Raw genomic sequence first — 23,557 nt, forward strand, 5'->3', positions numbered from 1 at the left:
TCTGCGTGACCCGCCTCCGGTTCGTCGTACAGCCGTTCCTGCTACAGGAACGAGTTGATCTCGATGGTCTCCGTGCGGCCCGGGCCCACACCGATCGCGGAGATCGGCGCGCCGGACATCTCCTCCAGCGCCTTCACGTACGCCTGCGCGTTCTTCGGCAGGTCCGCGAAGGTCTTCGCCTTGGTGATGTCCTCGGACCAGCCCGGCAGCATCTCGTAGACCGGCTTCGCGTGGTGGAAGTCGGTCTGCGAGTACGGCAGCTCCTCGACCCGCTTGCCGTCGATCTCGTACGCGACGCACACCGGGATCTCCTCCCAGCCGGTCAGCACGTCCAGCTTGGTGAGGAAGAAGTCGGTGAGGCCGTTCACCCGGGTGGCGTAACGCGCGATCACCGCGTCGAACCAGCCGCAGCGGCGGTCGCGGCCGGTGGTGACGCCGCGCTCGCCGCCGATGCGGCGCAGGTCCTCGCCGTCCTGGTCGAACAGCTCGGTCGGGAACGGGCCGGCGCCGACACGGGTGGTGTACGCCTTCAGGATGCCGATGACCCGGCTGATCTTGGTCGGGCCGACGCCCGTACCGGTGCACGCGCCGCCCGCGGTCGGGTTCGACGAGGTCACGAACGGGTACGTGCCGTGGTCGACGTCGAGCAGGGTGCCCTGGCCGCCCTCGAACAGCACGACCTTGTCCTCGTCGAGCGCGTTGTTCAGGATCAGGGTGGTGTCGGCGACGTACGGGCGGATCTGCTCCGCGTACTGGAGCATCTCCGCGACGATCTGCTCCGGCTCGATGGCCCGCCGGTTGTAGAGCTTGGCGAGCAGCTGGTTCTTGCCCTCCAGCGCCGCTTCGACCTTCTGGGTGAGGATCGACTCGTCGTACAGGTCCTGGACCCGGATACCGACGCGGTTGATCTTGTCAGCGTAGGTCGGGCCGATGCCGCGGCCGGTGGTGCCGATCTTGCGCTTGCCGAGGAAGCGCTCGCCGACCTTGTCGAGGGTGACGTTGTACGGCGTGATCAGGTGCGCGTTACCGCTGATCAGCAGCTTCGAGGTGTCGATCCCACGGTCGTTGAGCCCGCGCAGCTCGGACAGGAGCACGGACGGGTCGACGACGACGCCGTTGCCGATCACCGGCGTGCAGCCGGGGGACAGGATTCCGGAAGGGAGAAGGTGGAGTGCGTACTTCTGGTCGCCTACGACGACCGTGTGGCCGGCGTTGTTGCCGCCCTGGTAGCGCACTACATAATCAACGGATCCACCGAGCAGGTCGGTGGCCTTTCCCTTGCCCTCGTCACCCCACTGAGCTCCGAGCAGCACAAGAGCGGGCACAGGCGTACACCTCTTCCGGATGGGGCATGTCCAAGGTCAGGGGGCGTACGACGATGTACACCGCAGGCTGAGCCGTCGGACCGGTACCCCGGAATAGACGAAGCCCCTGGCGCAATAGCGCAAGGGGCTCTTGCACAAAGATGCTACCCGAGGAAGGACCGAGGTGTCGGCTCCAGAGCCCACCATGAGCGAGGCGGGCGCGCCGGTAGGTGCCCTGCTTGTGCTCGTCGACCCGGTCGCCCGCCGTCTTGACGGCGAGTCCGTGCGGATCGCGAAGGATGTGCTGAGTGCGGGGGCGGCGGCGAAAATCTGCCTCCCCGAGACCCCTGAGGAGTTCGCGCGGGCGCTCGCCCGCCGGGGTCATCGGCGCCCGGTGATCGTGGGGGACGACCGGGCGCTGGTGCGGGCGGTGGGGCTGCTGCACCGGGAGCGGGCCCTGGCCGCGGCCGGGGCGCTGTCGCTGGTGCCGGTGGGGCCGCTGTCGGCGCTGCCGCTGGCGCATGCGCTGGGCGTTCCGACCGGGACGGTGGCGGCGGCGCGGGCGGTGCTGGACGGCGCGGTGCGGACGTACGACCTGCTGGTCGACGACAGCGACGGGGTGGTGCTGGGCGGGCTGCGGATCCCGCCGGTGTCGGCGGCGGGGCCGGGTGCGGGTGCGGGTGCCCGTGGCCGGCGGCCGGCGGCGGCGCGGTCGGTGTGGAGTGCGTGCAGGTCGCTGGTACGGACGCTGGGGCGCCCGCCGGTGGCCGGTTCGGCCGGTTCGGGCGGTTCGGCGGGCGCGGACGTGGGTGCCGGTGCAGGCAGGGGTGCGGGGGCTGCCGGGGTGGCGGCGTCCGGCGTGTCCGCGGCGCGGGCGGCGCACCGGCTGCGGGTGGAGGCGGACGGGGTGCTGCTGGCCGATCTGGACCGGTCGGTGGAGGACGTGTCGGTGGTGGGCCGGGACGGGCTGGCCGAGGTGGTCGTCCGTACGGGTGGCGGCGCCGCCGGCACGGTGACGGCGTTGGCCCGTACGGTGACGGTCTCGGGGGCGGATTTCCGCTACCGGGCTGACCATGCGGTGGCAGGGCCGGTGCGGCGCCGGACGTGGACGCTGTATCCGTCGGCCTGGAGCCTGACGGTGGCCCGGGACCCGGCCGACCCGGCTTGACGGTGGCCCGGGACCCGGCCGACCCGGCCTGACGCCGGAGCGCGGCCCGGGCGGGCCTCCGCCGGGCCGAGGTCCGGCTCAGGCCCGGCTCAGGCCCGGTCCGCCGGGTTCCGTCCGCCGGACTCCGGGGCGCCCCCGCTCAGCCCCTCCGCCAGGTCCCGGTCGAGGTCCAGCGTCGCCCTGTGCGTGCGCCAGCGGTCCAGCATGGAGAGCATCTCCCCCTGGAGGAATTCGAAGAACGCGGCGGTTTCCGCGACCCGGGTGCCGGCCGGGGAGTGCGGGCCGAGGCTGACCGCGCCCTCGCGCAGCGTCCGCTCCCAGCTGCTCAGCACCTGGTCGCGGCGGGTGAAGGTCTCGTACCAGAGCTCGTTGTGCAGCACGTACCGGTCCCGGCGGGAGCCCGGCTCGCGTTCCCGGCTGACCATGTCGACCTGGCTCAGGTAGCCGATCGCGCCTGAGACCGCCGCCGGGCTGACCTGCAGGGCCTTGCCGAGCTCCGCCGAGGTCATGCTGCCCTTGTCGCTGGCCAGCAGGCAGGCGAAGACCCGCGCTGCCATCCGTTGCATGCCGGCGTCGGTCAGCTGGCCCGCGAACCGCTCGACGAAACGCGACACCGCCTCCCGGTCCCGCCGCTCGCCGTCGTTCTCCTGCGTCACACCCATCTCCGCCACACCGCCGACTCTACGCGACCCTTTTGATGTTTCTCTAACTTCACAACTTTGTGAAAGTAGCGTACGTTCAGAAACATGACGAAGGCAATCAGCGTCGCCGGACTTCACAAGGCGTTCGGCCGCACGCATGCACTGGACGGCCTCGACCTCTCGGTGGCCACCGGCGAGGTCCACGGCTTCCTCGGCCCCAACGGAGCCGGCAAGTCCACCACCATCCGGGTCCTGCTCGGCCTGCTGCGCGCCGACTCCGGCACCGCCGAACTGCTCGGCGGCGACCCGTGGGCCGACGCCGTCGCCCTGCACCGCCGCATCGCCTACGTCCCCGGGGACGTCACCCTGTGGCGCAACCTCTCGGGCGGTGAGGTCATCGACCTCTACGGCCGGCTGCGCGGCGGCCTCGACCGGGCCCGCCGGGCCTCCCTGATCGAACGCTTCGAGCTCGACCCCACGAAAAAGGGCCGCACCTACTCCAAGGGCAACCGGCAGAAGGTCGCCCTGGTCGCCGCATTCGCCTCCGACGCCGAGCTGCTCATCCTGGACGAGCCCACCTCCGGTCTCGACCCGCTGATGGAGGAGGTCTTCCGGAGCTGCGTCACCGAGGCGCGTGCCGCCGGCCGGACCGTGCTGCTCAGCTCGCACATCCTGAGCGAGGTGGAGACCCTCTGCGACCGGGTCAGCATCATCCGCAAGGGGCGCACCGTCGAGACCGGCACCCTTGCCGACCTGCGGCACCTCACCCGTACGTCGGTCAGTGCCGAGCTCGCCGGCCCGCCCAACGGGGTCGCGCACCTGCCCGGTGTGTACGACGTGGACATCACCGGCCACCGGGTCCGGCTCCAGGTGGACACCGACAAGCTGGATGCGGTGCTGCGGGCGCTCACCGACTCGGGCGTGCGGTCGCTCACTTCGACCCCGCCCACCCTGGAGGAGCTCTTCCTCCGCCACTACACGGCAGAGGAAGCGAACGCACGATGAGCGGCAGCAACAGCAGCCACCGCCAACTGGCCGGAACCGGGATCCTGCTGCGGCTGGCCCTGCGCCGTGACCGCGTCATGATGCCGGTCTGGATCCTGGCCACCGGGCTGATCGTGGTCAGCATGCCGGGATCGCTGGGGAACATCTACGCCACGGCCGCCGAGCGGGCCGGGATCGCCGCCACCATGAATGCGAACGGCTCGATGCGCGCCCTGTACGGGCCGGTGTTCGGGGATTCCCTCGGAGCCCTGACGGCCTGGCGGATCGGCGGCTTTGCCGCGGTGCTGGCCGCGGTCATGAGTCTGGTCATCGTGGTCCGGCACACCCGGGAGGAAGAGGAGACGGGACGTCAGGAGCTGTTGTCCGCGGCGATGGTGGGGCGGCGGGCCCCGCTGACCGCGGCGCTGCTGGCCGCCCTGGTGGCCAATGGGCTGCTGGGCCTGCTCATCGCGGGCGGCCTGGCCGGCCGGGGTGCGGGCGGGGCGCTCGCACTCGGTCTCGGGATCGCGGCCACCGGGATGCTGTTCGCGACCACGGCCGCCCTGGCGGCCCAGCTGACCGAGAGTGCGCGGTTCGCCAAGGGCCTGGCGGTGGCCGTGCTGGGTGCGGCCTTCGTACTGAGGGCGGCGGGCGATGCGGGGGAGCGGGGCGGGAGTTCGGTACTGACCTGGGCCTCGCCGCTCGGCTGGCTGGAGAACGTACGTCCCTTCGCCGCCGAACGCTGGTGGGTGCTGGGGCTGATGGCCGGGGTGGTCGCCGGGCAGGCGGTGCTCGCATATGTGCTGGCCGGGCGGCGTGATCTGGGCATGAGCTTCCTGCCGACCCGGCCGGGGCCGGCCGAGGGCCGGCTCGGGTCGGCGGGTGCGCTGGCCTGGCGGCTGCAGCGGGGCGCCGTGCTCGGCTGGAGCGTGGGGTTCCTGCTGGCCGGAGTCGTGTTCGGCGGGATGGCGGACGGGGCCGCCGACCTGGTCGGCGACAACGAGCGGACCCGCGAGATCTTCGAGCGGATGGGCGGGCAGAGCGAACTGACCGATGCGTTCCTTGCGGCGATCGCCGGGCTGCTCGGCATGGTGGCCGCGCTCTACATCGTGGCCTCGGTGCTGCGGCTGCACGGTGAGGAGACGGGGCAGCGTGCCGAACCGCTGCTGGCCGGCCCGGTCGGCCGGCCGGCCTGGGCGGGCGGGCACCTGGTGATCGCCTTCGGCGGTGCCGCGCTGATCCTGGCACTGGGCGGGCTCGGGCTCGGCATCGGGCACGGCAGGGGAGTGGGCGCGGCCTTGGGGGCGACCCTGGTGCAGCTGCCGGCGGTGTGGGTGATCGGGGCACTGGCGGTGCTGCTGTACGGTGTGGCGCCGCGGTATGCGGGGGCGGCCTGGGCGGTGGCCGGGACCGCGCTGGCCCTGGGCTGGATCGGCCCGGCGCTGAACCTGCCGCAGGGGGTGCTGAACCTGTCGCCCTTCGCCCACCTGCCGAAACTGCCGGGGTCCGAGGGGCTTGCGGGGGCGGAGGGGGCTGCGGTCCTGCTGCTGGCCGCCCTGGCGGCGGCCCTGGCCGGCGCCGGCCTCGCGGCCCTGCGCCGCAGGGACATGGTGTCCTAGGACGTGTCCGGCCGCCGCACTAGCAGTCCACGAGGAGCTCCCGCAGGCCGCGGATCACGTACCCGTCCTGCCACTCCGGCTCGCGGAGCAGCCGGATGGGCGGGACGTGCGGGTCCAGGAAGGCTCCGAAAGAGGCCATGAGTTCCAGCCGGGCCAGCGGAGCCCCGAGGCAGTAGTGGATCCCGGCCCCGAAGCTGAGGTGGGGATTGTCCCGGCGCAGGAGATCCAGCTCGTCGGGACGTTCGAACCGGGCCGGGTCCCGGTTGGCGGACCCGAACAGCAGGGCCACCTCGGCGCCGCGTGGGAGGACGGTGTCCCCGATGCTCACCTCGTCCAGCACCCACCGCTCGAACATCTGCAGCGGGGTGTCGTACCGCATGAGTTCATCCACAGCTGTGGACAACATTTCGGCAGGGCGCTCCCGCAGCTCCCGCAGTTGCTCCGGATTGCGGAACAGCGCCCACCAGCCGTTCACCGTCGTGTTCACGGTGGCCTCGTGGCCCGCGTTCAGCAGCAGCACACAGGTGGAGATCATCTCCTGTTCGCTGAGCCGGCCCTCCTCGTCGTGGGCGGCGATCAGCGCGGAGATCAGATCTTCCCCGGGTTTCGCGCGCCGCTCACCGATCAGGCCGTGCAGGTAGGAACTGAACTCCACCGACGCCGCCACGGCCCGTGCCGCCGTGTCCTCGTCCGGCCGCAGCTCGAACATCCCGCAGATGGCCGCCGACCACGGCCGCAACAGCCCCCGGTCCGCCTCCGGCACCCCCAGCAGCTCGGCGATCACCGCCACCGGCAGCGGCTCGGCGACCGCCGTCAGCAGATCCCCGCCGCCCTCGGCGACGAACGCGGCCACCAGATCCTGCGCCATCCGCCGGACGGTGGGCGCCAGCCGCTCCACCGTCCGCGGCGTGAACGCCTTGGACACCAGCTTCCGCACCCGCGCATGGGCGGGATCCTCCAGATCCAGCAGCCCGTTCCCGTTCAGGACGTGGAACGGCTCGTGTGCGGCGGGCGGCGGGGTCTGCCCGAACTCCTCGTAGGAGAACCGGTGCAGATAGGTCCGCCCCAGCCGCCGGTCCCGCAGCAGCGCACTCACGTCCGCATGGTGCGGCACCAGCCACTGCCCGGTCGCCTCGCACCACACGGCCCTCCCCCGCGCCCGCAACTCCCGGTAGGCGGGGTACGGATCGGCAACGAACGAGGGGTCCCACGGATCGAAGTCCATGACCGCACCCTAGGCGCTGACCCGGCCTCCGGACCGCTGCGACGGGGTGCCCGCTACGACGGGGTGACCAGACGCGTCTCGTAGGCGTACACCGCGGCCTGGGTCCGGTCCCGCAGACCCAGCTTCACCAGAATCCGGCTCACATGCGTTTTGATCGTGGACTCCGCTATGACCAGCCGCTCGGCTATCTCCGCATTGGACAGGCCCTGGGCGATCAGGACCAGCACCTCCGTCTCCCGGTCCGTCAGCTCCTCCACCGCCACCCGGTCCGCGGGTCTGGGCACGTCCGACAGCCGGGAGAACTCCGACAGCAGCCGCCGGGTCACCGACGGGGCCAGCAGGGCCTCCCCGGCCGCCACCACCCGGACACCGTCCGCCAGCTGACGGGCCGACGCATCCTTGAGCAGGAATCCAGAGGCTCCGGCCCGCAGCGCCTGGTACACGTACTCGTCGAGGTCGAAGGTCGTCAGGACCAGCACCTTCGCATCCGCGTCCGCCGCCACGATCTGCCGGGTCGCCTCCAGCCCGTTCATCTCCGGCATCCGGATGTCCATCAGCACCACATCCGGACGCAGCGCCGCCACCTGGGCGATGGCCTCCCGGCCGTCCACCGCCTCGCCGACCACCTCGATGCCCGGCATGGCGTTCAGCAGGACGGAGAATCCCTCCCGGACCATCATCTGGTCGTCCACGATCAGCACTCTGATCGCCGGCTCGGTCATGCCGCGTCCTCGACCGGCACGCTGCGTACCGGTATGAACACCGCCACCTCGTAGCCCCCTTCGGCCGTCTCGCCCGCCGTCATCTCCCCCTCCAGCATGGCCACCCGCTCGCGCATCCCCGTGATCCCGTGCCCGGCGCCCGAAGAAGGCCGTACGTCCCCGCTCGGCGGGTCGTTGACCACCCGCACCCCGAGCCCGCCCAGCACATAGGACACCTCCACCCCGGCCGCCGCCCCCGGCGCATGCCGCAGGGTGTTGCTCAGCGCCTCCTGGATGATCCGGTACGCCGACAGCTCCACCCCCTGCGGGAGCTCCCGCACCGACCCGGTCACCGTCTTCTCCACGCTCAGCCCGGCCTCCCGGACATTGGCCAGCAGGCCGTCCAGCGCGGCCAGGGTCGGCTGCGGGGCCTCCGGAGCCTCGTAGTCCGCGGACCGCACCACCCCGAGCACCCGCCGCAGCTCGGTGAGCGCGGCCACCGCGTTCTCCCGGATCGTGGCGAACGCCGCCTCCAGTTCCGGCGGCGGGTTCTCCACCCGGTAGGGCGCCGCCTCGGCCTGGATCGCCACCACCGACATGTGGTGGGCGACCACATCGTGCAACTCCCGGGCGATGGTGGTCCGCTCCTCGAGCAGCGTCCGCCGGTCCCGCTCCACAGCCGTCACCTCCTGCTGCGCGGTGACCTCCTGTACGGCCTCCACCCGGATGTGCCGCATGCTGATGGCGAGCAGTACGAACGCCGACACCACCATCATGTTGACCACGTTGAGCGGCTGCCCCCGGCCGAGCAGGCTGACCATGACGGCGCCGAGCCCTACGGTGATGGCCCACATCCAGGCGGACACGCGAGGACCGGTCCGCATCGCGACCACTGCCAACACCGTGAGGTACGCGAGGAAGGAGCTGGGCGACCACGGCCAGGTCATGTACCCGGCATCGAACACGGACAGCAGCAGGGTGCTCGCCACGCTCGCCCAGAACGCGGCAATCGGCCGCATCAGCGTCATCAGCACCGGGACACCGGCGATCAGGCCCATGAACAGGGACGACAGCGGATTCGAGAACCACATCCCCCAGCCGTCCATGCCGCCGAGGACGACCACGACGAAAGCGGCCAGCCCCACCGCCGCGTGCGGGGCGTGCGGTGCCAGCAGACGTATCCCCTCCGGCAGCCGCCGGGTCAGTGGGCCGTCCGTCCGCATCGGGGGCAGCGGCCGGTAGACAAAGGCGTTGACGAACAGGTCCTGGCGCAGGGCCTGGAGAATCTGGAATTCGGGGGTCCGGGGGGTCCCCCCGGCGGCTGTCTTGGTCACGTACAAACCGTAGGTCCGCCGCACCCTCGTCCGCGTCGCCGCCGATGGGGATCTCTCAGGGTCCCCCTCAAGTACTACCCGGCCCCCTCAGTAGCCCGTCGGACGGACCAGACCCGTCTCGTACGCGAACACCGCCGCCTGGGTGCGGTCGCGCAGGCCCAGCTTCACCAGGATGCGGCTCACATGGGTCTTCACCGTCTGCTCGGCCACCACCAGGTGTTCCGCGATCTCCGCGTTCGACAGCCCCTGCGCGATCAGCGACAGCACCTCCGTCTCCCGCTCGGTCAGCTCCCCGATCCGGTCCCGGGAAGGCGCACGCGGAGCCCCCAGCCGGGAGAACTCGGTGATCAGCCGTTTGGTGATGTTCGGCGAGAGGAGGGCCTCACCCGCCGCGATCACCCGGACCGCCTCGGCGAGCTGGTCCGCGGAGGCGTCCTTGAGGAGGAACCCGGAGGCTCCGGCCCGCAACGCCTCGTACACGTACTCGTCCAGGTCGAAGGTGGTCAGCACCAGCACCTTCACCCGTGCCTCCGGTGCCCGGGTGATCGCGGCGGTCGCCTCGATGCCGCTGACCCCGGGCATACGGATGTCCATCAGGACCACGTCCGGATCGAGTTCGGCGACTTTGGCGACGGCATCGGCGCCGTCCACCGCCTGGCCGACCACCTCGATGTCGGGCTGGGCGTTGAGCAGCACGGTGAAGCCCTGCCGGACCATCATCTGGTCGTCGGCGATCATCACCCGGATCGGCGTGGTCATGAGTCCTTCTCGGTCGGTGGATCCATCGGGAGCAGCGCCGTCACCTCGTACCCCCCGCCGGGGCGGGGGCCGGCGGCCAGCTCGCCCCCCAGCATGCCCGCCCGCTCGCGCATTCCCAGCAGGCCGTGCCCGGCACCGGGGGACGGCTGCACGGGGCGGGTCGGGGCGGAGTTCGCGACGCACAGGTGCAGTTCGCGCGGCCCGTACGCGATGCCCACCTCGACCCGGGAGCCCGGCGCGTGCCGGAGGCAGTTGCTGAGGGCCTCCTGGACGATCCGGTAGGCGGTGAGCTCCACGCCGGGGGTGAGCGGCCGGCGGACGCCCGCGATCTCGGTGCTGACTTCCAGGCCGGCGCCCCGCACGTTCTCCACCAGCCCGTCCAGATCGGCGAGGGTGGGCTGCGGATGGTGTGGGTTCGCGGGATCCTCGGGGTCCTCGGAGCGCAGCACTCCGAGGACCCGCCGCAGTTCGGTGAGGGCCTCCAGGGCGTTCTCCCGGATGCCCGCCAGGTTCTCCTTCAGCTCCTCGGAGGGGTTCTCCACCAGGTGCGGGGCGACCTGGGCCTGGATCGAGATCACCGACATGTGGTGGGCGACGACGTCGTGCAGTTCGCGGGCGATCCGGCTGCGCTCCTCCAGCAGCGCCCGCTGCGCCCGCTCGGCCTCGGTGAGGGTCTCCTGTTCCGCCAGCTTGCCGCGGGCCAGCCGCACCGCCCGCAGCGCATAGCCGAGGACGGCGGCGAACCCGAACAGGAGCACGGCCGAGAGCAGGGTGTCATCGCTGCCCGGCGGGGCCGCGAGGTTCTCGGCCAGCCAGGTCAGGACCACCGTCAGGACGACCGCCTCGGTGGTGACCCGCGCCGGTACGCGCAGGGCGAGCAGCAGGATCACCAGTGCGAAGGCGGGCAGGCCGGAGGGCATCCAGAGCCAGGGCTGTCCGCCGTCCGCGCCGTGCGCGATGACGGCGGCCGTCCAGCCGGCCGTGATCAGCCCCAGCCAGAACCCGGCCAGCGGGCTGAACAGGGCGATCATGATGGACAGCCCGGTCAGCAGGCCCAGTCCGGCCGGGGCGCCGCCCTTGATGCCGTAGTGCGAGCCGATCTGTTCCGTGGTGAGGAAGGCGAAGAACACCGCCGCATACCCGACCAGGACATGGGGCAGCCACGCCAGCCAGCGCGGCCTGCGCATCCTCGGCAGCGGGTCCCGTTCGACGGTGAGCAGATCCCGGACAACGGTCCACACCGCCCCGCGCAGCCGTGCCGGAACGGTGGCCGGAGGCCGGGTGCTGTGCTCGCTCACATCGTCCAGCCTATGCATGGGTGATCTCCCGGGTCGCGGCCGGCCGCGCGCAAGCGGCCCCGGTCCTGCGGCCGTTCGGGTGGCGGGGCTGCTCGTATGTACCGAACGCGGTCCGGCAGACCAGCAGCGCCGCCGCGAACACCGGCAGCCACAGCAGCCGGGCGGCTATCCACCCCGGGCCGTCCGGGACCGTGTGCAGGCCCGGCAGATCCGTCCCCGACGCCAGACCGAGGGCGGTGACGGCCATCATCGCGGTCTGGTGCCACAGGAAGAGGGTCATCGCGGACAGGTTGGCCAGGGCCACCGCGGCCCAGATCCGGGGACGGCTCATCGCCCGGCCCAGCGGCCCCCGCAGCAGCAGGGCCAGCCCGCACTGGGCGAGGCCGAAGGACACGGCGGCCAGCGTCGGCGGGTTCAGGTTCGACACCGCGGCACCCGGCACGCCCACCATCGACGCCGGATAGCCGCCCCACAGGACCAGCGCCGCCGTCCCGGCCGTCCCGACGCCCAGCAGCCAGGCCGCGGCCCGTCGGCCGGCGAACGCGCCCCGGGCCCAGGCGGCGCCCACGGTGTAGGGGACGAGCCAGCCGGCGGCCACATTGACCCAGCCGGTCCACTCGGGCGCGCCGAACCCGAACCGGGCCAGGTCGACATGCGCGACCACGGCGAGCGGCCACAGCGGATGCAGCCGGGCCACCAGCGGGGTCACGGCGGTCAGCGCGGCGAACACCAGCAGGAACCACAGCGGGGAGAGCACCAGGTTCAGCAAGGTCCGCACGGTGTCCGGCCCGGCGCCGCCGAGCAGCATCCCGGCCGTGGTCACCGCCCACAGCCCGAGGACTGCCGCCACCGGCCGGAACAGCCGGCCCAGCCGCCGCCCGACCCATTCCCGGTACGTCGTCCCCCGCGCCCGGGCCGAGGCGAGGCTGCGGGTGGCCACATGCCCGCCGACGAGGAAGAACACGGCCAGGGTCTGGAACACCCAGGAGACCGGGGCCAGCCACGGCATGTGCACCAGCGGGCTGGTGCCGCTCAGACCGCCGTCGTGGTCGGTCAGTGAGGTGACCAGCCAGTGGCCCAGGATCACGCCCAGGATGGCGAGGGCCCGCAGCGCGTCCACGCTGCGGTCGCGGCCGGCCGGGGTGCCGGAGTCGATCCGGTCGGCCACGGCCGCCCAGCGGGTGCGCAGACCACGGATCTCAGGCATGGCCGGCCTTCCGGTCGGTACCGAGGACTATGCGGGCGAGGCTGTCGAGGGAGCGGCTGCCCGGCGTGAGGTAGTCGCTGTGGCCGCCGCTCCCGGCGGCGAAGGGCAGTGCTCCGAAGGCGGGGTCCACCGGGTCGGTGCCGAACCCGAGGCCGGCCAGCCGCAGATGCGGCACCCGGCCGATCCAGTCGGCCCCGCCCCGCCCGGCCCAGACGCGGGCGGCCGTCGGCAGAGCCGCGGCGCTTTCGGCGCCCGTCCCCGGACTGCCGAACAGCACGAGGTCCGTGACGGCCGGGCCGGTCTCGGTGCGGGCGCAGACCACGGAGCCGTACGAATGGCAGAGCAGGGAGAGCCGCGCCCCGGGTCCGGCCAGCTGCCGGAGCCGGCCGGTGAAGGGCCCCAGTGCCCGGGCGGCCTCCTCGGCGCGGCTTCCGGTGAGGACGGCCGGGCTGATCGTGCCGGGGGTGTCATAGCCGAGCCAGGCCACCACCGCGGAGTGCGGATGCTCCGCCCGCAGGCGCTGCCCGAGCGCAACGGCCCCGGCACGGAATCTCTGATAGGTGTCGAGCGTCGTGTCCGACCCGGGGACCAGGACGGCCACCCGGTCGGCGGTGCCGAGATCGCCGAACACCTCGACGGCCCGGCCGCTGCCCCGCCCGTCGAAGGCGAGGAAGCGGGCCGTCCCGCCGGCCTCCATGGCCCGAAGCCGGGCGGCCCGCCCGGTCCGCCCGGCCTCCTCCGCCATCCGTACGGCCTCGGCGAGGTTGGCGCGGTTGGCGGCGTACCGCTCGGAGAGGCCGGCGCCCTCGGCGAAGGAGACGGCGGCGGGCGCGGGCACCGCCGGGGAGGCGGCGGCCGACACGGGAATTGCGACGGCGGCGGCGATCAGACCCGCGAGCAGCGTGCGCCGCAGGCGTCCGGGAAGGCGGACCGGCCGGACTCGCTCGGACTTGCTGCTCATCGGCGTTGTTCCCCACTTCGGTCGGTGTCCCCGGAGAGGCATCTGCTCTCTCCGGTACCGAAGCTAGAAACCGGCACCCCTGGTCGGCGTCACACTGCGGAGCGGGCTTTGCGCGTAGCTCTCAGGTATGACGAGGGTGAGCCGAGAGGGGTTCGACGTATCCGGGCCACTCCGTCCCGACACAATCAATGCTCAACGGCGATAGGTGAGCGGCGGATTCTGGCCCCCGACCAGCTCACGGACGAGACTGCCGTCCCCCTGGAGGGTGAGGCGGCTCCACTGGCCGGGGTTGCAGCTGGCCGTGGGGCCGTACGAGACGCTCGACGGGCTCAGTTCGACCGGCGGGCCGGCCGACTGCAGGGTGGCCGACCAGCCGCACTCGAGGGCGGCGGAGCGGACCTCCAGCCTCATCACCGGTTCGCCCACGGCGCCCTGGGTGAGGGTGAGCCGCCAGGTCTGGGTACCGGAGGTGGCCGTCCAGGTGCCGAGGTAGCCGGCCGGGATGCCGCCGGTGCCGGGCACCGAGGGCGCGGTGGTGCCCGGTGTCGAACCGCCGCTGCTCGAGGCGGTGCTGCCCGATCCGCCGCTGCCCGAGGCGGCGCCTGCCGGGGAGTTCGGGGCGGTGCCGGGGGCCGTGGCCGTGGGGGTGGTGCCGGCGGAGGTCCGCGTGGCCGGGCCGCCCGCAACGGGGTCGCCGTCGGCGCTCATCACGGCGTACACGGTGCCGCCCGCGGCGATCGCCACGACCGTGGCCACGGCCACCAGGAACACGGTCGAAGCGGTGCGGGGCCGCGGGTGCGGCGGGGCCGGGGCCACGGGCGCCGGGGCGTACGAGAAGACCGGACCCGGCGGAACCACAGTCGGGGCCGGGGCCGGGCCATAGCTCGGTGCCGGGCCGTAACTCGGGTACGCGGGGACCGGAGCGGGGACCGGAGCCGGTGCGTGGCCGGTCGGGGCGGGCAGGGTGGGCGGGTCCGCGCGCGGGCGGTCCGGGCCGGCGTCCTCGCGGTCCAGCAGCTGGACCGCATGCCGCCCCAACTGGGCCACCAGCGCGCCCGGAAGCCAGGGTTCCAGGGCCCTGCCGTCCGCGACGGTGTCACCCGCGCCGACCAGGGCCAGCAGCTCCGCCGGAGTCGGGCGGTCCGCCGGCTGCTTGCGCAGGCAGCCGGCCACCAGCGTACGGAGCTCCGCGGGGACGGCCGCGAGATTCGGTTCCGCCCCGGTGATGCGCAGGAGCAGCGGCGCGAGCCCCCCGGCGGTCTCCGGATCTCCGAAGGGCAGCGCTCCGGTGGCGGCGTACATCAGCACCGCACCGAGGCAGAACACATCGCAGGCCGGGGTGACCGGCTCGCCGCGGATCTGCTCGGGGGCCATGAAGCCGGGGGAACCGACGAGTTCGCCGGTCCGGGTCAGGCCCAGGGCACCGGCTCCGCTGCCGGCACCGCTTCCGCTTCCGGTGTCCTCGAGGGCGCGGGCGATGCCGAAGTCGATGACCCGGGGGCCGTCGATGGTGAGCAGGACGTTCGACGGCTTCAGATCGCGGTGGATCAGGCCGGCGCTGTGGATGTCGCGGAGGGCATGGGCGAGGCCGGCGGCGAGGATCCGTACGGAACGGGTGGGCAGGGGCCCGAAGTCGCGGGCCACGATCTGACGGAGGCTCGGGCCGGCGACGTAACCGGTGGCCAGCCAGGGCGTATCGGCTTCGGTGTCGGCGTCGAGGACCGGAGCGGTCCACTCGCCGCCGACCCGGCGGGCGGCGGACACCTCCTGGCGGAACCGGGTGCGGAACTCCTCGCGGCGGGCGAGCTCGCGGTGGACGAGTTTGACGGTGACGGTGCGTCCGCGGTCGGACCGGGCGAGGTAGACCTGGCCCATGCCGCCGGCGCCGAGCCGGGACAGGAGACGGTAGGGCCCGATGCGCTGCGGATCGCCCGGATGCAGGTGTTCCATGGCCATGTGATCCCCTCCCCCTGGGCCGGCCGAACGGGCCGAGGATAGTGGGCCGTTGCCGCGGCCCGCAGGGGGATGGACGGTGACGGTTCCGTTCCGGTTGCGGACACCCCCGGCCCCCGGAGGCCCGCTGGGGGATCGAGGGGGATCGAGGGCGTCCGCGGGTCAGGCCTTGGGCGGGGTGAGGGTGTCCATGGCTGCGGCCAGCCGCTCCAGTACGCGCGCGGTTTCGGCGAAGGCCTCCTCGCCGAGCTCCGCCGCGAGCCGGGCCGCCAGGTCGGCGTGCCCCGGCTCGATCCGGCTGATGGCCTCGCGGCCGGCCGGGGTCGGGTGGAGGAGCTTGGCCCGGCGGTGGGCCGGGTTGGGGAGGTACTCGGTGAGGCCGCGTTCCGTGAGCAGGTCCGCGATGCGCTGGACGCTCTGCCGGGTGATGCCCATGGCGCGGGCGATGCCCGCGACCGGCAGCGGCTCGTGCAGGACCGCGCCGAGCACCTGCCACCAGGCGGCGGTCAGCCCGGCCGGGCGGGCCAGCTCCTCGGAGACGGCGAGGAACTGCCCGTTCAGCCGGAACACGCCGATCGCCGTGCGGCTGAGCAGCGCCTGGACCTCCGGCGTCCCCGCGTCAGCCGTACCGCCCGCCGGAGCCGTACCGCCCGACGCCCCGTGGTCGCGCGCCGGCGAAGCATCGCGCGTCGGCGAAGCATCACGCATCGCCCGACGCCTCCGCCGCCATCAGGACCGGGTACGCGCTCGCGTCCGAGTCGTGGAAGAGCCGGTACCAGGCGTCCAGAACCTCGGGGCCGTACACCCCGAGGCGCGCGAACACCTCGCGGGCGAAGGCCACCGGCTCCGTCGGCCCCGCCGTGATCAGGTCGCCGTCCGTGACCGCGTCCGCCTCGACGTACCGGTCGGCGCCCGCGTAGCCGGTCTCCGCCAGGTAGAAGGAGACGGCGCTGGTGTGGGCGCGGTCGTCCAGCAGGCCCTCGCGGGCCAGGCCCGCCGTGGCGCCGCAGATCGCCGCGACCGGTACGCCGGCCGCGAGGAACTCGCGGGCCTTGGCCGCGAAGGGGGCCAGCGAGTCCCCGGTGTCCCACAGTTCCGCGCCGGTCAGGATCAGCAGGGAGGACTCCGCCGGGTCCAGGTCGGCGAGCGCCGAGTCCGGCTGGATGCGGATGCCGGCCATCGTGGTGACCGGCTTGTCGTCGGCGAGCGCGACCGTGCGGATCTCGTAGCCGCGCTGGGCGAGGTGTGCGGTGGTGTGACCGGTCTCCCAGTCCGCGTACGTGTCGTACACCGCGAGGTGGACCGGCTTGCGCGGGGCGGTGTTCACGTTGCTGGTCATCGTGCTCTCCTCCGTCGTTCCCTGGTCTCGCTTATGACAAGAGACTGTCATGACGACAGCATCCTGTCAATCACCCCCGCGCCCACAGTCGAGCCGACGGCCGAGCGGACAGACTGCCGAGGCCGGAGCGCCACCCTCATACAAGGCGCCGATATCCCCTCCCACCTGCGCACTTCTAGCCTGGCCCGCATGACCCCTCACCCGCAGACCGACCCCGCGGCCGGCGCCGCCGTCAAGGCTGCCGACCGTGCCCACGTCTTCCACTCCTGGTCCGCCCAGGCCCTGATCGATCCGCTCGCCGTCGCCGGGGCCGAGGGGTCGTACTTCTGGGACTACGAGGGCAACCGGTACCTCGACTTCTCCTCCCAGCTGGTCAACACCAACATCGGCCACCAGCACCCCAAGGTCGTCGCCGCGATCCAGGAGCAGGCCGCCAAGCTCTGCACCCTCGCCCCCGGCTTCGCCGTGGACGCGCGCTCCGAGGCCGCACGCCTCATCGCCGAGCGCACCCCCGGCGACCTCGACAAGATCTTCTTCACCAACGGCGGCGCCGAGGCCGTCGAGAACGCCGTCCGGATGGCCCGGCTGCACACGGGCCGCTCCAAGGTGCTCAGCGCCTACCGCTCGTACCACGGCGCCACCGCAGCGGCCATCAACCTGACCGGCGACCCGCGCCGCTGGCCCTCCGACACCGCCTCGGCCGGCGTCGTGCATTTCTGGGGCCCCTTCCTCTACCGGTCCCCGTTCCACGCGACCACCGAGGCCGAGGAGTGCGAGCGCGCCCTGCGCCACCTCGCCGACACCATCGCCTTCGAGGGCCCGCAGTCCATCGCCGCGATCATCCTGGAGACCGTCCCCGGCACCGCCGGGATCATGGTCCCGCCGGCCGGGTACCTGGCCGGGGTCCGCGAACTCTGCGACCGGTACGGCATCGTCTTCATCCTCGACGAGGTCATGGCCGGCTTCGGCCGCACCGGCAAGTGGTTCGCCGCCGAGCACTGGGACATCACCCCGGACCTGCTCACCTTCGCCAAGGGCGTCAACAGCGGCTACGTGCCCCTCGGCGGCGTGGCGATCTCCGCCGCCATCGCCGAGACCTTCGCCAACCGCCCCTACCCCGGCGGACTCACCTACTCCGGCCACCCGCTCGCCTGCGCCGCGGCCGTGGCCACCATCACCACCATGGAGGAGGAGGGCATCGTCCAGCACGCCGCCCACCTCGCCGAGAACGTCATCGGCCCGGCCCTCGCCGAGATCGCCGAACGCCACCCCTCCGTGGGCGAGGTCCGCGGCCTGGGCACCTTCTGGGCACTGGACCTCGTACGGGACAAGGAGACGCGCGAGCCGCTCGTCCCGTACAACGCGGCCGGAGCCGACAACGCGCCCATGGCCGAGTTCGCCGCCGCCTGCAAGAAGTCCGGACTGTGGCCCTTCGTCAACATGAACCGGACCCATGTCGTGCCCGCCTGCAACATCTCCGAGACCGAGGCCAAGGAAGGCCTCGCGCTCCTCGACGAGGCGCTGACGGTCGCAGACCGCCACACCACCTCCGCATAGCTCCCGCACCGCGCCCGCACAGCGGTCACACGGCAGCCGCACGTCCGTTCCGCTGCCTGGCCTAAGGTGTCCGAAGCCCTACAAAGGAGACGGACCCCATGCCAGGCAGCGGAGCTGTCACCCGCAACACCCTTCGTCAGCAGATCGCGGACGCGCTGCGCGACGAGGTGCTGGCGGGCCGCCTGCCCCCGGGCCAGGAGTTCACGGTCAAGCAGATCGCCGAGCAGTACGAGGTCTCCGCGACCCCGGTCCGCGAGGCACTGGTCGACCTGTCGGCCCAGGGACTGCTCGAATCCGTCCAGCACCGCGGCTTCCGGGTCAAGGTGTTCACGGTCGACGACTTCCGCGGCATGATCGAGGCCCGCACCCTCATCGTGGACGGCATCTTCCGGCGGCTCGTCGAGCGCGGCACGGCCCCCGGATGCGGCGAGCAGCTGGTTTCCGTACGCCGCCGGGCCGAGGAGGCCCAGCGGGCCGCCGAGAGCGGTTCCCTGGAAGTGCTGATCGGCTATGACCTGCGGTTCTGGCGGGAGCTGGGCGGGCTGGTCGGCAATGCCTACATCTCCGAGTTCCTGCACCGCATCCGGGTGCAGTGCTGGGTCTTCGCGGTGCCCTATCTGAAGAGCGAGCCACAGTTGCGGAGCCTGCTGTGGTGCGGCCACACCGAACTGCTGAACGCGGTGACCCGGGCCGATGCGGACGAGGTGCGCCGCCTCGTCCACGCCTACAACCAGCACGGACTGGACTGGGCGGCCGACCTGCGGGCGGCCGGCGAATGACCGGCACCACCGTTCCGCCGCAGACCTGGCTCGGGCCCGTCGGGCTCAGCGTGGTCGTCCCCGCCTACCACGAGGAGGAGCGGCTCGGCCCCACCCTGGAGGCCCTCCGCCGCCACCTCGACCTGCATCTGGGCACCGCCCCCGGCGACTGGGAGGTGGTGGTCGTCGACGACGGTTCGACGGACGGCACGGCCGCCGTCGCCGAGGCCGCCGCGGTCGGCGAACCGCGGATCCGGCTGATCCGGTCCGACCGCAACCGGGGCAAGGGCTCCGCCCTGCGGCTGGGCGTACTGGCCTCCGCCGGACAGCGGGTGCTGCTCACCGACGCCGACCTCGCCACCCCCGTCGAGGATCTGGAGCACCTGGAGAAGGCCCTGGCCCAGGGCCCGGACATCCAGGCCGCGATCGGCTCCCGCGCCCACCCCGACTCCCGGATCGAACGCCGCCAGAGCCGGCCGCGGGAGCTGCTGGGCCGGGCCGGGAACGGCCTCGTCCGCGCCGTGGCCGTGCCCGGCATCCGGGACACCCAGTGCGGGTTCAAGCTCTTCGACGGCGACCGGGCGCGGGCCGCGTTCGCGGCCTCCCGGCTCGACGGCTGGGGCGTGGACGTGGAGATCCTGCAGTACTTCCGGAAGCAGGGCTGGGCGGTGGCGGAGGTTCCGGTGCGCTGGTCGCACCAGGAGGGCTCCAAGGTCCGCCCGCTCGACTACCTGAGGGTGCTCGGCGAGCTCGCCCGGCTGAACGCGGGAGCGCTCGCCGTCGCCGCGCTCTACCTGCTCGGTGCGCTGTTCCTGTACCGGCACCGGTGGGCCGATCTGCAGGGGACCTATCTGGCCGACTCGGGCCAGGACCAGAACCAGTGGGAGTGGTTCTTCGCGGTCACCGCCGAGAACGTCTCCCAGCTGCGCAATCCGCTGTTCACGCTGTACCAGGGGATGCCCGACGGGGTGAACCTGATGGGCAACACGGTCATGCTCGGGCTGTCCGTGCCGCTCACCCCGCTGACCCTGCTGGCCGGCCCGGAGATCACGCTCATGCTGGTCTTCACCCTGGGCATGGCCGGCACGGCCTGGGCCTGGTACCGGCTGATCCGCCGCCGGCTGGCGGCCGGCCGGTGGGCCGCGGCCGTCGGCGGCGCGTTCGCGGCCTTCGCCCCGCCGATGGTCTCGCACGCCAATGCGCACCCGAACTTCGTGGTGCTGTTCATGATCCCGGTGATCATCGACCGGGCGCTGCGGCTCTGCGAGGGGCGGCGGGTGGTCCGGGACGGGGTACTGCTCGGCCTGTTCTCCGCCTACCAGGTCTTCCTCGGCGAGGAGCCCTTCCTGCTCGCCGCCATGGCCATGCTGATCTTCGCCGGGGCGTACGCCGCCTTCGACCGCGAACGGGCCCGGGCGGCCTGGAAGCCCCTGGCCAAGGGTCTGGGGATCGCCGCGGCCGTGTCCGTACCGCTGGTGGCCTTCCCGCTCTACTGGCAGTTCTTCGGCCCGCAGAGCTACCACTCGGTGCTGCACGGGGACGGCGCCGGGAACAGCCCGCGCGCCCTGGTCGAGTACGCCTCCCAGTCCTTCTTCGGGGACCGGGAGACGGCCGAGCGGCTGTCGCTGAACCCCACCGAGCAGAACGCCTTCTTCGGCTGGCCCCTCCTCGCGCTGGCCGCGGCCGTGGTGGTCTGGCTGTGGCGGCACACGGCGGTCCGGGCCCTGGCGGTCACCTGTGCGGCTGCCGCGCTGCTCTCCCTGGGGCCGCGGATCCGGATCCCGCACACCGAGACCGTCATCCCCGGGCCGTGGCGGCTGCTGGCCCACCAGCCGCTCTTCGAGTCGGTCATCGAGGGGCGGGTGGCGATGGTGTGCGCCCCCGTGCTGGGCATGCTGCTGGCCTTGGCACTGGACCGGATCCGGCGGCTGCGGACGCGCGAGCAGCGGGTGCTGGGCGGGCTGGCGGTGGCCGCGGCGCTGATCCCGGTGCTGCCGGTGCCGCTGGAGGTCCGGGACCGGGAGCCGGTGCCGGTGTTCATCGCGGAGGGTCTCTGGAAGCCGTACGTCAAGGAAGGCGAAGCACTCGTTCCGGTACCGCTGCCGGACCCGGCGGCGGCCGACGCGCTGCACTGGCAGGTGGCGGCGGACTTCGGCTTCCGGCTGGCCGGGGGCTATTTCAACGGCCCGTGGGGGCCCGAGCGGATCGGGATCTACGGGGCCACGCCGCGGCACCTGTCGAACCTGCTGCGGGACATCCGCTACGGGGCGGAGCCGCCGGAGATCACCCCGGAATGGCAGGCGCAGGCCCGCGCCGACCTGGAGTACTGGAAGGCCGGCGCGGTGGTGCTGCCCTTCCAGGACCGCGGTCTGGAGCTGCGGGACACCCTGACCAGGCTGCTGGGGCGGGCTCCGGTGAAGGAGGCCGACGTGTGGGTCTGGCGGGTGGGGGACTGACCGCGCGGCAGCGGCCGGGAGCCGTCGACCTCTTCGCTGAGCGTGTTCGGCGGACTACGCTGGCCCGATCGGCGGACAACGGCTGACTCGACGACTGACTCGACGACCGATCGGAGCCCGCGTGGCCTGTGACCTGTGGCTGGTCCCCCTTGTCGACGTGCTGTGCCACAGCCCCGACAACCCCTTCGCGGAGGAGATCGCCGCGTATGACAAGGCGCTCGGCGAGGCCGGGCTGCCGTCCGTGCCCGTCTTCGCCTATATGCCGGGCCTGTCGGGGGACGTGGCACCGGTGGCCGGGTTCGACTACGACGCCCTGCACTTCCTGCGCCGGGCCTATCTGCTCCAGCTGTGCGGGCTGCCGGTGACCCCGGTGGACGAGCTGGGCGGCGACTACGAGCAGCTGCTGGAGATGTTCGAGGCCACGGCCCAGCAGTCGCACCTGGTGTGGCACTACGACCACGCGGGCGCCTATGTGCCGGTGGACTTCCCGGCTCCGCTGGCCAACGAGGAGCTGCTGGCCGGGGGCGGCCCGCTGGGATCGGCGCAGGGGCTGCTGCGGGAGCTGGCGTTCGTGGCGCCGGCGATCGGGATCGATCCGGCGAATCCGCCGGCGGCGCCGAGACCTCCGGGCCGGCCGACCTCGCTGGAGGAACCGGCGGGCCCTATTCCGTACGACGACAGTCCGTTCGCCCGGGAGCGGCACGTGTGGCTGGGGCTGCATGCCGCCGCCACCCGGAGCCTGGGCCAGGGCTCGATGATCATCTTCAGCTGACCGAGGCGGGCGTCCCCCACGGCACCCACACACGGCACTGACCGGCCGCCGGGGCCCGGCCCCGGCCCCGGCCGCAGCCGGGTCAGCGGGGCTGCTCCGGGGGGCGCTGCCTCGGCATGTTCGGGCGGGTGCCCGGGGGGAGCGGGAACCGGCTCGGGTGGGCGCCCGGCTCCGGGCCGCGCGCCGTGGTGGCGGCCAGGGACTGCATGACCAGCGGGGCCGGACCGGAGCGGAATTCGACCATCCAGTCGGCGGTCTCGGAGCGGACCAGCTCGGTGATGTCCTCCGAGAACCGGCGCAGCACGGTGAGGCACCGTTCCGCCGCCTCGCTCGCCGTGCCCTCGGTCGGACCCAGCACCTCCCGGACGTTCTCCGAGGCCCAGTCGAACTGGAGGGTCTGCAGTCTGCGCTGGACCGCCTGGGCCGTGGCCACGTCCCGCATCCAGCCGGAGGTCAGGCCGAAGAACCGGTCACAGGCCAGGCAGGCCGCACCCAGCAGCAGCGCGAGATAGCCGTACGCCGAGGCCCCCGGCACCGAATCGGTCAGCTCCAGCAGCGGCATCGCGGCCCCGGTGACCGCGCCGAGGGCGGCTCCGGCGCGCAGCAGCCGGGCCCCGCGCCGCTTCCAGGCACGGTCGGACAGGTACCACTCCGCGGTGCGCAGGGCATCGGCCTCGACCCGCCGGTAGAGCTCGTCCAGCCGCTCCGCGGGCTCGCCCCAGTCCCCGAGGGGGAACGGCCGGCCGGTGAGGTCGCCCGCCGGCCGCGCTCTGCTGGCGCCTTCGCTGTTGCCTTCATCCCGGGGATCCCGGGGTGGCCCCTCGGGCTGCATCTCCGGCTGGCTCACCCGGCACTCCCTCTGCCTGCGCTGACGTGTGGTGGTGCGCGTGTGCGCAATGGTGCGCATGCTCGTCCATGCTCTTCCTACCTCCGAATGGTGGGCCGTGGGCATGGAATCCCGGGATTACCGCCCGCAAGGAGGTCTTGATCAGGTACATGCGCGCCGGGTCTCTCACTCGAAAGAGTTGGTCCTCACGGCGTAGGGCGCAGGGGGCGGTGAAGCCGTAGGCTCGGTTTGACCGACCCAGAGCGACCCAGAGCGACCCAGACCGACCCGGCAGTGAAACGTAGGAGTGAACCGTGATTCCCGGTGGTGGCCAGCCCAACATGCAGCAGCTGCTCCAGCAGGCCCAGAAGATGCAGCAGGATCTCGCCGCGGCCCAGGAGGCGCTGGCGGCGGCCGAGGTCGAGGGGCAGTCCGGCGGTGGGCTGGTGAAGGCGACCGTCACCGGTTCCGGCGAGCTCCGGGCCCTGGTGATCGACCCGAAGGCGGTCGATCCGGAGGACACGGAAACCCTGGCCGACCTGGTGGTGGCGGCCGTCCAGGCGGCCAACGAGAATGCGCAGCAGCTCCAGCAGCAGAAGCTGGGTCCGCTGGCCCAGGGTCTGGGCGGCGGGTCGGGCATCCCCGGCCTCCCGTTCTGACCCCTGACCCCGTACCCCATACCCGTAGGAAGAAGG

21 protein-coding genes are annotated in these 23,557 nt (G+C 72.7%); 8 read left to right on the forward strand and 13 right to left on the reverse strand.

The annotated features are described in order from the left end of the window. Nucleotides 1-41: 41 nt before the first annotated feature. A complete protein-coding gene (locus tag DEJ50_RS17530; RefSeq protein ID WP_150208923.1) occupies nucleotides 42-1,325 on the reverse strand; it encodes an adenylosuccinate synthase in 1,284 nt (427 codons plus the stop codon). Nucleotides 1,326-1,488: 163 nt separating this feature from the next. On the opposite strand from DEJ50_RS17530, the gene DEJ50_RS17535 reads away from it, so the two are divergent. Next, nucleotides 1,489-2,472, forward strand: coding sequence for a diacylglycerol kinase (locus DEJ50_RS17535; RefSeq protein WP_411757617.1), 984 nt, complete (start codon nucleotides 1,489-1,491; stop codon nucleotides 2,470-2,472). 89 nt (nucleotides 2,473-2,561) lie between these two features. Here the strand turns inward: DEJ50_RS17535 and DEJ50_RS17540 are convergent, their stop codons facing one another. Next, entirely contained in the window at nucleotides 2,562-3,134 is a 573-nt protein-coding gene (locus DEJ50_RS17540; protein ID WP_150212193.1) for a GbsR/MarR family transcriptional regulator, read from the reverse strand. 84 nt (nucleotides 3,135-3,218) lie between these two features. Here DEJ50_RS17540 and DEJ50_RS17545 point away from each other — a divergent pair, with 84 nt between their 5' ends. Continuing rightward, entirely contained in the window at nucleotides 3,219-4,118 is a 900-nt protein-coding gene (locus tag DEJ50_RS17545) for an ABC transporter ATP-binding protein (RefSeq protein ID WP_150208924.1), read from the forward strand. Then, a complete protein-coding gene (locus tag DEJ50_RS17550) occupies nucleotides 4,115-5,716 on the forward strand; it encodes an ABC transporter permease (protein ID WP_150208925.1) in 1,602 nt (533 codons plus the stop codon). The genes DEJ50_RS17545 and DEJ50_RS17550 overlap by 4 nt, the downstream gene beginning before the upstream one ends. A 19-nt stretch (nucleotides 5,717-5,735) precedes the next feature. On the opposite strand, the gene DEJ50_RS17555 is transcribed toward DEJ50_RS17550, so the two are convergent. From DEJ50_RS17555 to DEJ50_RS17600, 10 genes are all read right to left on the reverse strand, one after another. Further along, entirely contained in the window at nucleotides 5,736-6,941 is a 1,206-nt protein-coding gene (locus tag DEJ50_RS17555) for a cytochrome P450 (protein ID WP_150208926.1), read from the reverse strand. Between the two features lie 53 nt (nucleotides 6,942-6,994). After that, nucleotides 6,995-7,663, reverse strand: a complete 669-nt coding sequence (locus tag DEJ50_RS17560; protein ID WP_150208927.1) for a response regulator — start codon at nucleotides 7,661-7,663, stop codon at nucleotides 6,995-6,997. Beyond that, nucleotides 7,660-8,976 carry a sensor histidine kinase gene (locus DEJ50_RS17565; protein WP_223837794.1) on the reverse strand — a complete coding sequence of 439 codons (1,317 nt, stop codon included), beginning with the start codon at nucleotides 8,974-8,976 and terminating at the stop codon, nucleotides 7,660-7,662. The genes DEJ50_RS17560 and DEJ50_RS17565 overlap by 4 nt, the downstream gene beginning before the upstream one ends. A gap of 87 nt (nucleotides 8,977-9,063) precedes the next feature. Next, on the reverse strand, nucleotides 9,064-9,735 hold the full coding sequence (locus DEJ50_RS17570; RefSeq protein WP_150208929.1) for a response regulator: 672 nt from the start codon (nucleotides 9,733-9,735) through the stop codon (nucleotides 9,064-9,066). Then, nucleotides 9,732-11,033 carry a sensor histidine kinase gene (locus DEJ50_RS17575; protein WP_223837795.1) on the reverse strand — a complete coding sequence of 434 codons (1,302 nt, stop codon included), beginning with the start codon at nucleotides 11,031-11,033 and terminating at the stop codon, nucleotides 9,732-9,734. Before DEJ50_RS17575 ends, DEJ50_RS17570 begins: the two co-directional genes overlap by 4 nt. Nucleotides 11,034-11,043: 10 nt before the next feature. Further along, entirely contained in the window at nucleotides 11,044-12,240 is a 1,197-nt protein-coding gene (locus tag DEJ50_RS17580; protein ID WP_150208931.1) for an acyltransferase family protein, read from the reverse strand. After that, nucleotides 12,233-13,201 (reverse strand): alpha/beta hydrolase, encoded by a 969-nt coding sequence (locus tag DEJ50_RS17585; protein WP_150208932.1) that lies wholly within the window; start codon nucleotides 13,199-13,201, stop codon nucleotides 12,233-12,235. The genes DEJ50_RS17580 and DEJ50_RS17585 overlap by 8 nt, the downstream gene beginning before the upstream one ends. Before the next feature lie 192 nt (nucleotides 13,202-13,393). Further along, nucleotides 13,394-15,151: a serine/threonine-protein kinase gene (locus DEJ50_RS17590; RefSeq protein ID WP_150212194.1), complete on the reverse strand. Its 1,758-nt coding sequence runs from the start codon at nucleotides 15,149-15,151 to the stop codon at nucleotides 13,394-13,396. A gap of 165 nt (nucleotides 15,152-15,316) precedes the next feature. Beyond that, entirely contained in the window at nucleotides 15,317-15,862 is a 546-nt protein-coding gene (locus DEJ50_RS17595) for a MarR family winged helix-turn-helix transcriptional regulator (protein ID WP_150208933.1), read from the reverse strand. Then, a complete protein-coding gene (locus tag DEJ50_RS17600) occupies nucleotides 15,855-16,493 on the reverse strand; it encodes a DJ-1/PfpI family protein (protein ID WP_150208934.1) in 639 nt (212 codons plus the stop codon). Before DEJ50_RS17600 ends, DEJ50_RS17595 begins: the two co-directional genes overlap by 8 nt. A 189-nt stretch (nucleotides 16,494-16,682) precedes the next feature. On the opposite strand from DEJ50_RS17600, the gene DEJ50_RS17605 reads away from it, so the two are divergent. The 4 genes from DEJ50_RS17605 to DEJ50_RS17620 all read left to right on the forward strand — a co-directional run bounded on the left by DEJ50_RS17605 (nucleotide 16,683) and on the right by DEJ50_RS17620 (nucleotide 22,036). After that, the gene (locus tag DEJ50_RS17605; RefSeq protein WP_150208935.1) at nucleotides 16,683-18,050 is read left to right on the forward strand and encodes an aspartate aminotransferase family protein; all 1,368 of its coding nucleotides are present in this window, start codon (nucleotides 16,683-16,685) and stop codon (nucleotides 18,048-18,050) included. A gap of 98 nt (nucleotides 18,051-18,148) precedes the next feature. After that, complete coding sequence (locus tag DEJ50_RS17610) at nucleotides 18,149-18,829, forward strand: GntR family transcriptional regulator (RefSeq protein WP_150208936.1); 681 nt, start codon at nucleotides 18,149-18,151, stop codon at nucleotides 18,827-18,829. Next, nucleotides 18,826-21,264, forward strand: a complete 2,439-nt coding sequence (locus DEJ50_RS17615) for a dolichyl-phosphate beta-glucosyltransferase (protein ID WP_150208937.1) — start codon at nucleotides 18,826-18,828, stop codon at nucleotides 21,262-21,264. The genes DEJ50_RS17610 and DEJ50_RS17615 overlap by 4 nt, the downstream gene beginning before the upstream one ends. Nucleotides 21,265-21,385: 121 nt before the next feature. Continuing rightward, a complete protein-coding gene (locus tag DEJ50_RS17620) occupies nucleotides 21,386-22,036 on the forward strand; it encodes a hypothetical protein (RefSeq protein WP_150208938.1) in 651 nt (216 codons plus the stop codon). An 82-nt stretch (nucleotides 22,037-22,118) separates the two neighbouring features. On the opposite strand, the gene DEJ50_RS17625 is transcribed toward DEJ50_RS17620, so the two are convergent. After that, complete coding sequence (locus DEJ50_RS17625) at nucleotides 22,119-22,883, reverse strand: SLATT domain-containing protein (protein ID WP_150208939.1); 765 nt, start codon at nucleotides 22,881-22,883, stop codon at nucleotides 22,119-22,121. A 293-nt stretch (nucleotides 22,884-23,176) separates the two neighbouring features. On the opposite strand from DEJ50_RS17625, the gene DEJ50_RS17630 reads away from it, so the two are divergent. Then, nucleotides 23,177-23,521 carry a YbaB/EbfC family nucleoid-associated protein gene (locus DEJ50_RS17630; protein ID WP_150208940.1) on the forward strand — a complete coding sequence of 115 codons (345 nt, stop codon included), beginning with the start codon at nucleotides 23,177-23,179 and terminating at the stop codon, nucleotides 23,519-23,521. Nucleotides 23,522-23,557: the final 36 nt, after the last annotated feature.

Origin of the sequence: Streptomyces venezuelae, assembly GCF_008642295.1 — a bacterium.
GTDB lineage: Bacteria > Actinomycetota > Actinomycetes > Streptomycetales > Streptomycetaceae > Streptomyces > Streptomyces venezuelae_C.

Coding starts and splice junctions, on each gene's coding strand:
- DEJ50_RS17540 (WP_150212193.1), bottom strand. CDS start 3,134: ATGGGTGTGACGCAGGAGAACGACGGCGAGCGGCGGGACCGGGAGGCG.
- DEJ50_RS17545 (WP_150208924.1), top strand. CDS start 3,219: ATGACGAAGGCAATCAGCGTCGCCGGACTTCACAAGGCGTTCGGCCGC.
- DEJ50_RS17550 (WP_150208925.1), top strand. CDS start 4,115: ATGAGCGGCAGCAACAGCAGCCACCGCCAACTGGCCGGAACCGGGATC.
- DEJ50_RS17555 (WP_150208926.1), bottom strand. CDS start 6,941: ATGGACTTCGATCCGTGGGACCCCTCGTTCGTTGCCGATCCGTACCCC.
- DEJ50_RS17560 (WP_150208927.1), bottom strand. CDS start 7,663: ATGACCGAGCCGGCGATCAGAGTGCTGATCGTGGACGACCAGATGATG.
- DEJ50_RS17570 (WP_150208929.1), bottom strand. CDS start 9,735: ATGACCACGCCGATCCGGGTGATGATCGCCGACGACCAGATGATGGTC.
- DEJ50_RS17580 (WP_150208931.1), bottom strand. CDS start 12,240: ATGCCTGAGATCCGTGGTCTGCGCACCCGCTGGGCGGCCGTGGCCGAC.
- DEJ50_RS17585 (WP_150208932.1), bottom strand. CDS start 13,201: ATGAGCAGCAAGTCCGAGCGAGTCCGGCCGGTCCGCCTTCCCGGACGC.
- DEJ50_RS17590 (WP_150212194.1), bottom strand. CDS start 15,151: ATGGAACACCTGCATCCGGGCGATCCGCAGCGCATCGGGCCCTACCGT.
- DEJ50_RS17595 (WP_150208933.1), bottom strand. CDS start 15,862: ATGCGTGATGCTTCGCCGACGCGCGATGCTTCGCCGGCGCGCGACCAC.
- DEJ50_RS17600 (WP_150208934.1), bottom strand. CDS start 16,493: ATGACCAGCAACGTGAACACCGCCCCGCGCAAGCCGGTCCACCTCGCG.
- DEJ50_RS17605 (WP_150208935.1), top strand. CDS start 16,683: ATGACCCCTCACCCGCAGACCGACCCCGCGGCCGGCGCCGCCGTCAAG.
- DEJ50_RS17610 (WP_150208936.1), top strand. CDS start 18,149: ATGCCAGGCAGCGGAGCTGTCACCCGCAACACCCTTCGTCAGCAGATC.
- DEJ50_RS17615 (WP_150208937.1), top strand. CDS start 18,826: ATGACCGGCACCACCGTTCCGCCGCAGACCTGGCTCGGGCCCGTCGGG.